Origin of the sequence: Lactococcus sp. EKM203L, from assembly GCF_011800585.1 — a bacterium.
GTDB classification, from domain to species: Bacteria; Bacillota; Bacilli; order Lactobacillales; family Streptococcaceae; genus Lactococcus; species Lactococcus lactis.
In genome coordinates this window covers 152,181-165,613 of record NZ_JAALEQ010000002.1, presented here as the reverse complement: position 1 = coordinate 165,613, position 13,433 = coordinate 152,181, and the positions used below count along the sequence as shown (strand labels likewise).

At 35.5% G+C, this 13,433-nt stretch carries 14 protein-coding genes; 12 read left to right on the top strand and 2 right to left on the bottom strand.

Going from position 1 to position 13,433, the window contains the following annotated elements:
* The first annotated feature begins 27 nt into the window (after nucleotides 1-27).
* The 6 genes from HFD15_RS04020 to HFD15_RS03995 all read left to right on the top strand — a co-directional run bounded on the left by HFD15_RS04020 (nucleotide 28) and on the right by HFD15_RS03995 (nucleotide 4,900).
* Entirely contained in the window at nucleotides 28-321 is a 294-nt protein-coding gene (locus HFD15_RS04020; protein WP_167593338.1) for a helix-turn-helix transcriptional regulator, read from the top strand.
* Nucleotides 245-1,024: an ABC transporter ATP-binding protein gene (locus tag HFD15_RS04015; protein WP_014570376.1), complete on the top strand. Its 780-nt coding sequence runs from the start codon at nucleotides 245-247 to the stop codon at nucleotides 1,022-1,024. The genes HFD15_RS04020 and HFD15_RS04015 overlap by 77 nt, the downstream gene beginning before the upstream one ends.
* The gene (locus HFD15_RS04010; RefSeq protein ID WP_058208276.1) at nucleotides 1,017-1,967 is read left to right on the top strand and encodes an iron ABC transporter permease; all 951 of its coding nucleotides are present in this window, start codon (nucleotides 1,017-1,019) and stop codon (nucleotides 1,965-1,967) included. The genes HFD15_RS04015 and HFD15_RS04010 overlap by 8 nt, the downstream gene beginning before the upstream one ends.
* A 1-nt stretch (nucleotide 1,968) precedes the next feature.
* Nucleotides 1,969-2,907 carry an iron ABC transporter permease gene (locus tag HFD15_RS04005; RefSeq protein WP_058208277.1) on the top strand — a complete coding sequence of 313 codons (939 nt, stop codon included), beginning with the start codon at nucleotides 1,969-1,971 and terminating at the stop codon, nucleotides 2,905-2,907.
* Between the two features lie 84 nt (nucleotides 2,908-2,991).
* The gene (locus HFD15_RS04000; RefSeq protein ID WP_003131659.1) at nucleotides 2,992-3,933 is read left to right on the top strand and encodes an iron-hydroxamate ABC transporter substrate-binding protein; all 942 of its coding nucleotides are present in this window, start codon (nucleotides 2,992-2,994) and stop codon (nucleotides 3,931-3,933) included.
* Nucleotides 3,934-3,994: 61 nt separating this feature from the next.
* Nucleotides 3,995-4,900, top strand: a complete 906-nt coding sequence (locus tag HFD15_RS03995) for a LysR family transcriptional regulator (RefSeq protein WP_012897186.1) — start codon at nucleotides 3,995-3,997, stop codon at nucleotides 4,898-4,900.
* Between the two features lie 57 nt (nucleotides 4,901-4,957).
* On the opposite strand, the gene HFD15_RS03990 is transcribed toward HFD15_RS03995, so the two are convergent.
* Together HFD15_RS03990 and HFD15_RS03985 are read right to left on the bottom strand one after the other, a co-directional pair.
* On the bottom strand, nucleotides 4,958-6,139 hold the full coding sequence (locus HFD15_RS03990; RefSeq protein WP_010905287.1) for an MFS transporter: 1,182 nt from the start codon (nucleotides 6,137-6,139) through the stop codon (nucleotides 4,958-4,960).
* A 12-nt stretch (nucleotides 6,140-6,151) separates the two neighbouring features.
* On the bottom strand, nucleotides 6,152-6,970 hold the full coding sequence (locus HFD15_RS03985) for an aldo/keto reductase (RefSeq protein ID WP_039114578.1): 819 nt from the start codon (nucleotides 6,968-6,970) through the stop codon (nucleotides 6,152-6,154).
* 141 nt (nucleotides 6,971-7,111) lie between these two features.
* Between HFD15_RS03985 and HFD15_RS03980 the strand changes: the two genes are divergently transcribed.
* From HFD15_RS03980 to HFD15_RS03955, 6 genes are all read left to right on the top strand, one after another.
* Nucleotides 7,112-7,459, top strand: a complete 348-nt coding sequence (locus tag HFD15_RS03980) for a helix-turn-helix domain-containing protein (RefSeq protein ID WP_003131654.1) — start codon at nucleotides 7,112-7,114, stop codon at nucleotides 7,457-7,459.
* Nucleotides 7,460-7,484: 25 nt separating this feature from the next.
* The gene (locus HFD15_RS03975) at nucleotides 7,485-7,877 is read left to right on the top strand and encodes a VOC family protein (RefSeq protein WP_058208278.1); all 393 of its coding nucleotides are present in this window, start codon (nucleotides 7,485-7,487) and stop codon (nucleotides 7,875-7,877) included.
* Between the two features lie 176 nt (nucleotides 7,878-8,053).
* Nucleotides 8,054-8,755 (top strand): phosphoglycerate mutase, encoded by a 702-nt coding sequence (locus tag HFD15_RS03970; protein WP_003131652.1) that lies wholly within the window; start codon nucleotides 8,054-8,056, stop codon nucleotides 8,753-8,755.
* A 173-nt stretch (nucleotides 8,756-8,928) separates the two neighbouring features.
* Nucleotides 8,929-9,492 carry an alkyl hydroperoxide reductase subunit C gene (ahpC, locus tag HFD15_RS03965; protein WP_003131651.1) on the top strand — a complete coding sequence of 188 codons (564 nt, stop codon included), beginning with the start codon at nucleotides 8,929-8,931 and terminating at the stop codon, nucleotides 9,490-9,492.
* 65 nt (nucleotides 9,493-9,557) lie between these two features.
* Complete coding sequence (gene ahpF / locus HFD15_RS03960; RefSeq protein ID WP_021722378.1) at nucleotides 9,558-11,087, top strand: alkyl hydroperoxide reductase subunit F; 1,530 nt, start codon at nucleotides 9,558-9,560, stop codon at nucleotides 11,085-11,087.
* A gap of 165 nt (nucleotides 11,088-11,252) precedes the next feature.
* On the top strand, nucleotides 11,253-13,418 hold the full coding sequence (locus HFD15_RS03955) for a penicillin-binding transpeptidase domain-containing protein (protein ID WP_058208279.1): 2,166 nt from the start codon (nucleotides 11,253-11,255) through the stop codon (nucleotides 13,416-13,418).
* Nucleotides 13,419-13,433 lie beyond the last annotated feature (15 nt).

The window sequence follows — 13,433 nt, the reverse complement described above, 5'->3', positions numbered from 1 at the left end:
CTTCCAAAAGAATTAGAAGGGAAAAACATGGAAAATAAAATACGTGAATTGCGCCGATTATCTCATCTTTCACAAGAGGATGTTGCACATATCGCTCACGTCTCGCGTCAGACGATTAATGCGATTGAAAATGACAAATACGACCCAGAGTTAACGCTTGCTTTCAAACTTTCGGAAACCCTAGGGACAACCGTTGATGAGCTTTTTAACTATCAACCAACCGTTGTGAAAAGGAAAGAAAACGATGTATTTTGGTGCGAAAAATATCAATGTGTCTTATGGAAAAGAGCAGGTATTGAAAAACGTAACGCTGTCGATTGAAAAAGGAAAAACGACAGCTATTATTGGAGTCAATGGTTCTGGGAAATCAACGATTTTAAAGGCACTTGGACGTTTAATTAAATCGGATGGACAGGTTATCTTTGATAATCAACCTTTAAGTCAACATTCTAATCGTGAAATTGCTAGAATTTTAGCTCTCTTGCCTCAATCAATTACTGCCCCAGCTGATATTACAGTCTATGAACTTGTCAGTTTAGGACGTTTCCCACATCAAAAATTAATGCAACAACGTCTCTCAAAAGAAGATATTTTGTTCATAGAAGAATTGATGAGAGAAACAAAGATTTGGGACATTCGAGAAAGTAAGATATCAGAACTTTCTGGTGGACAAAAACAAAGAGTTTTTATCACGATGATTTTAGCTCAAGATAGTGAGATTATTTTATTAGATGAACCAACGACTTATCTAGATTTAGCTCATCAGTTAGATATTTTATGTTTATTAAAAGATTTGGCGACAAAGAGAAATAAAACCATTGTTTACGTCATTCACGATTTAAACCATGCCGCTCGTTTTGCTGACAATCTAGTCCTTGTAAAAGACGGAGAAGTGGTTGAAGAAGGAACTGTTGATGAGTTATTTACTCAAAAAACGTTGAAAGAATGCTTTGGATTAGATGTCACTTTAGGATGTGATACCTTTACCAAAAAGTTAATGATTACTGGGGTGAAAGATGCCTAAAAAACATTTTCTGACAATCTTTTTTGCCCTAGTTTTTTCTTTACTTTTTTTGTCAGTAATATACCTGATGCTTGGGAATAAAAATGTTCCTCTGACAGAAATTTTAGTAAATAAAATGGTCTTACAATTAAGATTTCCAAGATTAATAAGTCTATATCTCACAGGATTTCTCTTATCCGTCAGTGGATTTATTGTTCAAATTATGACTAGAAACCCAATTGCCGAAATGGCAACTTTAGGGATTTCTGGCGGTTCGAGCTTGGCTTTATCACTCATTTTAACTTTGGGTTGGTCAACAAATGATGGGATTTCAGTTCTAGTTTCATCACTAGGAGCATTTATTGCTTTAGCAGTCGTCATGCTTTTGACTTCGAGAACGCATTTTCAGCCATTAAAAGTTGTACTAGTTGGAACATCAGTTGGACTTTTTGCAACTAGTTTGGCCAGCTCCTTGACTTTTGCCAGCCACGATACACAGGCCTATTTTCGCTGGATTGTGGGTTCTTTTTCAGGGATAACTAATACTAAAGTTCTTTTGATGGCAGTAGTAAGTCTTATTTTTCTTATCCTCTTGCTTTTATTTTCAAAACAAATTTATTTATTGAATTTTGGTGATGAGCTTGCTCAATCTTTTGGGATTTCTGTCAATTTTGTTCGTTTAGTCATTATGTTTTTAGTTGCGCTGGCTTCTGGTGTAACTGTTGCCTCAGTTGGGGTGGTCAGCTTTGTCGGTTTGATTGCTCCACATATTGCCAAGAAGCTTGTCAGAGCTAATTTTTGGCAAAATGTAATTCTGTCAGTACTGACAGGAATGTTATTGCTTGTTTTAGCTGATTTGATAGCCAGAAATTTATTTAAACCTTACGAATTTCCAGCAGGAAGTCTAACCATGCTTTTAGGCGCTCCCTTCTTTCTTTGGGTTATTACAAAGGAGGCAAAATAAAATGAAAAGAAAATTCACTTTACTTTTTGTCCTGCTTTTGGTTTTGATAGTGGTTGATTTGACGCAATTTTCAACAAATCCTCAAATTCTATCAATCCTAATTCCTAATTTTCGTCTTCCTCGTTTAATAACAATCCTGTCAGTTGGAATTGCTCTTTCCTTATCAGGCTTTATTATCCAAAATATTACAGAAAATCCTTTAGCTGATAGCGGAACAATTGGGATAACCTCTGGTGCTTCGGCAGGAAGTGTTGCTTTTTTACTGATTGCTGACCATTTTAAGCTGACAGGGCTTTGGAATTTTTCCTATCCTATTTTTGCTTTAATAGGTGCCCTTCTTTCATTTGTCTTAATTTACTTTTTTGCCTTAAGAAAGCAAGTTTCTTCTGTCAGAGTTTTACTGACAGGAATTGCAATTACCGCTTTTTTCCAAGCATTAATCACAATTGGTCAGCTTTCAGTCAATGCCTTTGACTTTCAGAAAGTTGCAGTTTGGCTGTCAGGAGATATCTGGCAAACGGGAAGCACTTATTTGTTCATTTGTGTTCTCTTATTAGTAATTGGCTTGATTATTTTGCCATTTTTCTTAAGAAAACTTGAAATCCTCTCACTTGGCGAAGAAATGGCAACTACTTTAGGATTAGAAGTTCAAAAAACGAAAATCTATCTTTACTTGTTAGCGCTCCTTTTTGCAGCTGTAGGTGTTTTATTGGTTGGAGGATTAGCATTTGTTGGTTTAATTGCCCCTCATATTGCTCGTGAAATCGCTGGTTTTAAATCACGAAAAAGTTTAATTGCAACCGCACTTTCTGGTATGATTATTTTATCTTTTGCTGATATTATTTCACAAACAATCATTGCACCATCAAGTTTACCTTTAGGTTTTGTAGTTGCCTTTATTGGCGCTCCATACTATATTTATCTTATTCAAAAAGTTTAAGAAATTAATTTACTTTTAATAAATTTCTTATAAAAAAATATCGGCTTATTTTTAAAAAATAGCCTAAAAATAGAGGAGAATCTTTTGAAAAAAGTACTCACAACCCTAATCGCTGCAGGAGCTTTACTTACTTTAGCTGCCTGTTCATCAAATTCATCATCAAAAAAAGCGACATCAAGCGATGATAAAGTGACCTTTCACGCTTTAAATGGGGACGTCAAAGTTCCTAAAAATCCTAAACGTATTGCTGTTCAAAATTATCCAGATGAAGTCGCTTCATTAGGTGCAAATGTTGTTGGAACAGATTCATGGGCCTTTCCAAATACCTTCTTATCAAAAGACCAAAAGAAGAATATGGTTGATTTAGGAGCACCAAAATTCAATATGGAAAAATTGATTGCTCAAAATCCTGATTTGATTATTACAGTTGATAAAGACCAGGTAGCAGACTATCAAAAAGTAGCCCCTACTGTTCTTGTCAATTATAAGGACCTCTCAGGAATGAATAAATCATTGGATTACTTTGCTAAACTCCTTAATCGCGAAGATGAAAAAGCAAGTTTCCTTAAAAACTTTAAAAAAGAAGCCGATAAGCAAAAAGAAAAATTGGCAAAGGTTGATGTTAAACCAGCTAAAAACACAATTTCACTTCTTGAACTCCAAGGAGATAAGGTTTATGCCTTCGGTGACAATTTTGCTCGTGGCGGACAAGCTTTGACGACTGGTTTAGGCTTTAAAGAATCAAGCAAAATGGCCGAACTCTCAAAAGGCGTAGGTTATGCTGAAGTAAATACTGAAAGCTTAGGAGAATTCGATGCAGACTATATCTTTATTGACTTTGCAGATAAAGATAAAGAACAATATGCTGCATTAAAAAATAATCCAGCTTGGCAAAACCTCAAAGCAGTTAAAGAAGGACATGTGATTACAATGGACTACGACAAAGTTTACTTCTTTGGCGGACCAACAGCGGCTAAAGAAGAGCTGTCACTCTACACTGACGCTATCATTAAAGCTACAAAATAAAAAGAAAAAGTGTATAATCAACTTATACACTTTTTTTGTAAAAAATTAAGGACTTTATGACATGAATATTAAACAATTACGGTACGTCGTCGCCATTGCTAATAGTGGAACTTTTCGTGAGGCTTCAGAGCAACTCTTTGTTAGTCAACCCTCAATGTCGATTGCGGTTAAAGACTTGGAGCAAGAACTAGGTTTTCAAATCTTTGAGAGAACAAATACAGGTGCGACTTTAACTATTGAAGGCGAACGTTTTTATGAACAAGCACAGACTGTTTTACGTAATTTTGAAACTTTTGAATCAAAATATTCTAAGCCAAAAGAGTCTGATAAGACTTTCTCAGTTGCCAGTCAACACTATGATTTTCTAGCACCAGTTGCAGTGGAATTTGCAAAGAAAAATCCTGAAATCAAAAATTTTAGAATTTTTGAGTCAACCACTTATAATATTTTGCAAGAAGTGGCGCAAGGTCACAGTGAACTTGGAGTGGTTTATCTCAATAAACAAAATCGCTCAGGGATTTTAAGAATGCTCAATAAACTTGAATTAGATTACGAAGAAATTTTCTTATCGCAAACGCATATCTATATTCGCAAAGGCCATCCCTTAGCTCAACGTGAAACAATTTCAGATGATGATTTAAAACCGCTAGATCGTGTGCGATTTACACAAGAAAATGAACAGTTTCTTTACTATTCTGAAGATTTGGTTGAGACTTTTGAAAATACCTTGATTTATAACGTCACTGACCGTGCAAGTTTAAATGGAATTTTGGAACGGACAGATGCCTACGCAACAGGTCTTGGTTTTATTGATAAAGAGAGCGTCCATAATGTAACAGTTGTCCCTATGGAGGGAGACAATGGAAATAGTTTGATTTTAGTCAAACATCGTGGACATTTATTATCAAATGCGGCGACTTCTTATAAACGTAGTCTTGAAGTCTACTTTGAAAACTATGAATTTTAAACAATAGCTAAAATAAATACTCTCTGAATAATTTTCAGAGAGTATTTTTATAACTTATTATAATTTACTTGCTTGGTCTTTTTGAGCCAAACGAATGAGGAACATTGCAAGGAGGATGATAATGATTCCCCCAAGTGGAGTAAAGACAACACTTGAGCCTTTAGAAATTTGTCCTCCAACAAATGAGCCTAAAGTAATTCCGACATTGAAAGCTGCAATGTTAAAAGCTGAAACTAGAGTAATATCTTTTGGCGTAAATTTCTCTGCCAATTGAACAACGTATAGTTGTAAACCAGGGACATTCATAAATGCAAATAAGCCCAAAAGTAAAGTCGCAATCAATCCCAAAGCTTGCGAAGCCAAACTTGCACTGATAAAAAGAAAAAGTAAACTCAAAGCTAAAGCCGCAAACATTTTTTGAAGGGCAGGTAGGATATTTTTATTTGCTAGATGTCCACCTAGTGAATTACCAATGGCAACCATCACACCATAAGCAACCAGAATAATCACTACTGTACTTGCTGAAAATCTAAAAGTTCCTTCAAGGATTGGTGTAAGATAAGTATAAGCCGCGAAAGTTCCTCCATAACCAAAAGCGGTAATAAAAAGAGACATTAAAATTGATTTGTTAGTAAAAATTCTAGCAAGCCCACTTAAATTAATTTTTCCGGGAATTGGAAGCCCTTTTGGAACAAGAATACTAGTAGCAATCAGTCCAATTAAGCCAATAACAACAATGAAAACAAATGACATATGCCAGTTAGAGTGCTGACCAATGAAAGTCCCTAAAGGAACACCAATGACAGTAGCAACGGTTAGTCCTGTAAACATGAGGGCGATTGCTGAGGCCCTTTTCTCAGGTCGAACAACATCAGCAGCAATGACTGTGGAAATTGACATGAAAATACCATGAGCAAGTGAGGCAAGAACCCGTCCTACTAAAAGTAAAAGGAAAGTTGGAGCGAAAGCTGACAGTAAATTACCAAGAATAAAGAGACCCATAATCGAAACCATCAAAGTTTTTCGATTCCAAGTTCCTGTAAGAATAGTTAATAAGGGAGCACCAACCGTTACCCCTAAAGCATAAAGAGAAACGGTTAAACCCGCTTGAGATAAACTAATATTAAAGGTGTTGACAATCATTGGCATTAAACCAACACTGATAAATTCGGTTGAGCCGATAGCAAAAGCATTAATTGCTAGAGCTAGAAGAGTGAGACTGGGAGATATTTTTTTCATTATGCTTCTTTCTTAAAAATTAAAATGTTCTGGATCTGGACCGACACGAAGTTCTTCATTGAGTGAATTGATAGCTTTCATATCTTCAGAGTCAAGTGAAAAATCAAAAATTTGACGATTAGCTATCATTCGTTCACTTTTAATAGATTTTACATTTACTAAAATATCTTGTTGAATATCCCAACGAAGAATAATTTGAGCCACAGATTTTCCATGTTTATCAGCAATTTTTTTGAGGACTTCATTGTCTAATAATTGACCTTGCATCAAAGGTGACCAAGCTTGAACCTTGATATCATGAAGTTCTAAGAAATTACGAAGTTCTTCTTGTGATAATTTTGGATGGAGTTCAATTTGATTTAAAACGGGAGTGATTTCAGCATAGCTAAGAAGTTCTTCTAAATGTGATTTTTGAAAGTTACTGACACCAATCGCTTTTATTTTGCCTGCTTTATATAAATCTTCCATTGCTTTCCAAGCTTCTTTGTAAGCATAATGTGTGCCTGGCCAGTGGATAAGATATAAATCTAGATAATCTAAATCCAATTTTTTCAAACTTTCTTCAAAGTTTTGAACTGTTTCTTCATAAGAATGATTATCTCCCCAAAGTTTTGAAGTGATGAAAAGATCGTCACGAGAAAGTCCTGTCAAGGCCAAACCTTCTTTAATTCCTTGACCAGTTCCTTCTTCATTTTCATAAATTTTAGCTGTATCAATTAAACGATATCCGTTAACAATTGCGTTTTTGACAACATCAGCGGTTTCGTCATTTGGAATTTGAAAAACTCCCAAACCAAGTTCCGGAATTTCAATCTGATTATTAAGTTTCATTTTTTGCTCCTCATATATTTTATTTTGGCAGAAAATTAGTATATAATAAATAAAACCTCTTGAACAGTACCTACTTTTTTGTGTCATACATACTAAAAAGTAATAATTGGATAAAATAAGGGATTAGAAAGGAAATTAATTTTGAAAAAAATTTATAATATTGGTGTCGAAGCGACAATGGATGTTATTGGTGGAAAATGGAAACCAATTATTTTGTGTAATTTAAGACATAATCCAAGTCGTCCAGGAGAATTGAGACGTCAAATTCCAGGAATCAGTCAAAAAATGCTGACTCAGCAATTAAGAGAATTAGAAATTGATAATATTATCGTCCGTAAGGTTTATAATCAAGTTCCACCGAAGGTTGAATATTCTCTGAGCCCTTATGGTGAAACTTTAAATGGTTTATTAGATATTCTTTGCTCGTGGGGTGAAGGTCATGTCCAAACTTTAAAAAGTATGGGTGAAGAAGTTCAAATTTTAGAATAAGAGAACTTAGAAGAGGAGCCGCAAGATGTACCAACCAGCTTTCAATAAAATTCATCACATCGCTATCATTGCCGCAGATTATGAAAAATCTCGTCAGTTCTACGTTGATATTTTAGGATTTTCAATCATTCGAGAAAATCATCGTCCAGAAAAAGGAGATATCAAGCTTGATTTAAAGATGAATGAAGAAACAGAAATTGAATTATTTATCAAATCTGATGTCCCTAAACGCTTAACTTATCCAGAAGCAAAAGGCTATCGCCACTTAGCTATTAAAACGACAAATATTGAAGAAGATAGAAATTATTTAATAAGTCAAGGAGTCAAAGTGGAGGAAATTCGTCAGGACGAAATTACTGACAGAAAAATGCTTTTTTTCTATGATCCAGATGACTTACCAATAGAACTACATGAGTAATTTTTAAAAAATGGAAATGAAGAAATGGTTTTTAGGTTAGCCAAAGCTTCTGTCAGTAAATAAAAGGGCTTACAGAAAATAAAAGCTAGAAAAAAAAGGAAAAATGTAGTAAAATTAACTTTGTAAATGAACGAACTAAATTTCGTTCAAGTAAAAATAAACGGAGAATACACAAAATGCCAAAATTAGTATTTGCACGTCACGGTGAATCTGAATGGAATCTTGCTAACCTTTTCACAGGTTGGGCTGACGTTGACCTTTCTGAAAACGGAACTAAACAAGCGATTGAAGCTGGTAAATTGATTAAAGAAGCTGGAATCGAATTTGATATTGCTTACACTTCAGTATTGAAACGTGCTATCAAAACAACTAACCTTGCTCTTGAATATTCAGATCAACTTTGGGTACCAGTTGTTAAATCATGGCGCTTGAACGAACGTCACTACGGTGGTTTGACAGGTTTGAACAAAGCTGACGCTGCTGCAAAACATGGTGATGAACAAGTTCACATCTGGCGTCGTTCATATGATGTATTGCCACCAGCAATGGATCATGATGATAAATATACAGCTCACGGAGACCGTCGTTACGCTGGTCTTGAAGATTCATTGATTCCTGATGCTGAAAACCTCAAAGTTACTTTGGAACGTGCTCTTCCATTCTGGGAAGACCAAATCGCTCCAGCTTTGAAAGAAGGAAAAAATGTCTTCGTTGGTGCTCACGGTAACTCAATCCGTGCACTCGTTAAACAAATCAAAAAACTTTCTGATGACGAAATTATGGATGTTGAAATCCCTAACTTCCCACCACTTGTTTTCGAATTTGATGACAACTTGAACGTTCAAAACGAATACTACTTGGCTCCTAAAAAAGCATAATATTTGAATGAAAATACTCTAAGTTATAATAGATACTCATCTATTTAGGACTTAGAGTATTTTTTTGTAATCAATGCAATAGTTTGTAAGTTTTTGAACAAATTAATTGATTCTTCATTTTATTCTTGAGATAATTTAATAGTAAAGCTTTAAAGAAGAAAAAGGAGAATCTTATGTCATTAGTAGGTAAAAAAATAGAAGAATTTTCAACAGATGCTTATCTTGGTGGGAAATTTATTAAAGTTTCCGATAAAGACTTTTATGGAAAATGGTCTGTGCTTTGTTTCTATCCAGCAGACTTTTCATTTGTTTGTCCGACAGAGTTAGAAGATTTAGAAGAAACTTATCCAACCTTGAAATCGCTTGGTGTAGAAGTTTACTCAGCTTCAACTGACACCCATTTTGTCCATGCTGCTTGGCATGAACATAGTGATGCTATTTCAAAAATTACTTATCCAATGCTTGCAGACCCTTCACAAAAAATTTCACGTGCTTTTGATGTTCTTGATGAAGAAGCAGGATTGGCTCAACGTGGAACATTTATTATTGACCCAGACGGTGTGATTCAAGCGCTTGAAATTACGGCTGATGGTATTGGACGTGATGCAAGTCAATTGGTCGATAAGATTAAAGCTGCTCAATATGTGCGTAATCATCCAGGGGAAGTTTGTCCCGCTAAGTGGAAAGAGGACGGAGCAAGTCTTCACGTTGGTATTGACCTTGTAGGTAAAATATAGAATAAAAAAGTGAGTCTTGGCTCACTTTATTTGTCTTTAGAAACTTAATGACAGAAAGGTTTAATATGATTTTAGATGAAACTCTTCGTGCTCAGTTGATGCCTTATATGGATTTGTTGGAAAATCCAATTATTTTAAAAGTTGATGCAGATTTAGAGAGCGAAAATGGGAAAAAAATAGTAGAATTTACAGATGAACTTGCAAGTTTGTCCGAAATGATTTCAAAAGAAACAGCAAAACTCAATCGAAAAACAGCTTTCTCTATTGAAAGAGAAGGTGTTTCTGGAGTCCTTTTTTCAGGGCTACCATTAGGTCATGAGTTGAATTCATTGGTCTTGGCGCTTGTCCAAGTAAGTGGACGCCCTCCACGGATTGAACAAGAATTAGTTGAGCGAATTCAAGCGATTCAAAATCCACTTCACTTTGAAACTTATGTGAGTTTAACTTGTCATAACTGTCCAGATGTTGTCCAAGCATTAAACACAATGAGTATTCTCAACCCCAATATTAGTCATACAATGATTGAGGGGGGAATGTTTCAAGAAGAAGTGGAAGCAAAAGGAATTATGGCGGTTCCAACTGTTTTCAAAAATGGTGAAGAATTTCATAATGGACGAGCTAGTCTTGAAGAATTACTAGAAAAAATTACTGGTCCAGAGAGTTCGGAAGCTTTTTTTGATAAAGACCCTTATGATGTTTTAGTTGTGGGTGGAGGCCCTGCTGGTGCAAGTGCAGCTATTTATGCTGCACGTAAAGGGATTCGGACAGGTTTAATCGCTGAACGCTTTGGCGGTCAACCACTAGAAACTTTAGGAATTGAAAACCTCATTGGAACGCCTTATGTTGAAGGGGTTCAACTTGGTCGTCAGCTTGAAGAACATGTGAAAAAATATCCTGTCGATTTGATGAACTTGCAAAAAGCAGTTAAGCTAAAGAAAAAAGATTTGATTGAGGTGAGTCTTGAAAATGGGGCACTTCTAAAAAGTAAGTCAGTCATTATTTCAACGGGCGCTCGTTGGCGAGATTTGGGAATTCCAGGAGAGCAAGAATTTAAAACCAAAGGAGTCGCTTACTGTCCACATTGTGATGGTCCTTTGTTTGCAGGAAAAGATGTAGCGGTTATCGGTGGCGGAAATTCAGGAATCGAAGCAGCAATTGATTTAGCTGGTTTGGTTAGACATGTTACTGTTCTTGAATTTTTACCTGAACTTAAAGCAGACAAAATTTTACAAGAAAAACTTGCGACCCTAAATAATGTTACTGTCCTCACCAATGTAGAAACAAAAGAGATTTTAGGAGATGACAAGGTTAGAGGTTTGAATTATCAAGTTCGCGGTTCTAAGGAAACTGTTCATTTGGAACTTGCTGGTGTCTTTGTATTAATTGGTTTAGTTCCGAATACTCAGTGGTTGGAGGGAACAATTGACTTATCCGCACGTGGAGAAATTTTGACTGATAAAGTTGGAGCGACAAATCTTCCTGGTGTTTTTGCAGCGGGAGATTGTACGGATAGTGTTTATAAGCAAATTATTATTTCAATGGGGACTGGGGCGACCGCTTCTCTAGGTGCTTTTGATTATTTAATAAGAAACTAAAATTTTAGATGACAAAAAAGAAAACGTATTTGAGTTTTCTTTTTTTATTTGATTAAATTGATAGGAATCAAAATTGTAAGGAAAAGTTTTCATAAATGTGGTAAAATGTTTAAGTACAAATTTTGAATGTAAAAACTATTTATAAAACTCATTCTTGGAGTCGAAATGTCAGATAATAAAAGAAAAAATGATAAGCGCAAGCAATCCGATAAGTCTAAAAAATCACATAAAGAAGTAAAAATTTTAAAAGATCCAACTAAATTAATTCCAAAACGAGTGAATCTCTTGTTTTTTGTTATCTTTGTTTTGTTTATGATTTTAATTGGAAAGCTCTTCAATATGCAGGTATTGAATTCACATTTCTACGCCGAAAAATCAATTAGTGCAGGCGGAGATGTTCAAATTATTGAAGGTGCGCCTCGCGGAAATATTTATGATGCAACAGGAAAAGCTTTGGCATCTACAGTTGCGGTTCAGGCTGTTGAATTTACAAGAAGTCAAAATGCTACTGCTGATGAAATGTATCAGGTAGCCAATAAGTTAGCGACTATTTTATCTAACAACATTGATGTTGCTGATTTGACAACGCGTGATAAAAAAGACTATTTCTTGGCTAATTCTAAAAATCTAGAAAAAATAGCTAATAGTTTATCTGAAAAGGAAAAGAAAGATAAACATGGTAATGATTTAAGTGGTTCACAAATTTATGATGTCGAATTAAGTAAAGTTAAAGATAGTGACTTGAATTTTACGGCAGAACAAACTTTTGCCGCAAAATTATTCAAAGAAATGAATAGTACTACTACTTTTAACACTACTAAAATTGCTACTGGAAATATTACAGCAGAGCAACAAGCGACAATTGCCGAACAAGAAGGCGATTTACCAGGAATTACAATTGGAACTTCTTGGGACCGTTCATATGCTCAAAATTCTTTGACACCACTTATGGGAACTATTACTTCACAAAAATCAGGAATTCCAGCAGAGGATTTGGATGCCTATCTTAAAAAAGGTTATCAACGTAATGACCGTGTGGGAACTGGGCTTCTTGAAAAGGGATACGAAAGTGAACTTCAAGGAACACATAATATCAGTAAGGTTAAATTTGACAAAAATGGTGATGTTTCTGGAACAAAAACAATCCAAAAAGGAAAACGTGGGGATGATTTAAAATTAACTATTAACCTAGATTTCCAAAACGGGGTTAATAATATCGTTAAAACACAATTAGATCAACTGATTGCCCAAGGCTATGGTCAGTATAATAGAGGGGCTTATGCTGTTGTGTTAAATGTTAAAACAGGGGCAGTCTTAGCTTTATCTGGCTATCAACGAGATCCTAATACAGGAACAATTACGGAAAATACTTTAGGGACTTTCCAAAGTGTCTTCACACCGGGGTCTGTTGTCAAAATGGGAACATTGACTGCTGCTTGGAATGCTGGTGTAATTTCTGGAAATGACACTTTAACGGCACAGTCTATTCAATTTAAAGATTCTAATCCTATCAATGACTGGTGGGGAGACGCTTCACCAATGGCTTTAACAGCTGTTGAAGCTTTGCAATATTCATCAAATACTTACATGATGCAATTGGCAATGAGAATGTTAGGTGCTCCTTATACGGCAGCTAATCAATTTTTGGATGATACCAACCGAGTAAAAGTTTATGAGCAGTTTCGTAAGGCTTTTGCTTCTTATGGTTTAGGGGCATCAACTGGTTTTGATATTCCTGGAGAATCAACTGGATATCTCCCTTCAGCTAAATCTGAAGCGGCTTCTGGGGTCAATGTATTGTATGAATCATTTGGTCAGTATGATAACTATACGCCGCTTCAGTTGGCGGTTTATGCGGCAACTTTAGGAAATAACGGAACTCGTTTGTCACCACACATTGTCCAAGGAATTTATGAAGGTGGAACTGACGGACAACCTGGCACGCTTATCAAAAATATTACTCCTAAAATCATGGATAAGGTAAATATCACTCCCGATAATATGGATGTTCTTCATCAGGGGATGTATGCTGTTGTTCATGGGGCTGGTGGATTGACTACTGGTCGTTCAATGGATTCATCAAAGGTTTCTATCTCTGGTAAAACAGGGACTTCCGAAAGTACAAAAGTATTGGCAGATGGTAGTCAAGTTATTGTAACAGCTAATAATGCAGTGGCCTTTGCTCCTTCTGACAACCCAGAAATTGCTATTGCGGTTGTACTTCCAGATAATACTGAAAGTAATGCTTCAAGTGGAACAAAAGCAAACCAAAGTATTGTAACGGGAATTACTGATTTGTATTATTCAAATGAGGCTTTTCGTAAAAATTAAAAAAAGTTCTCTCTG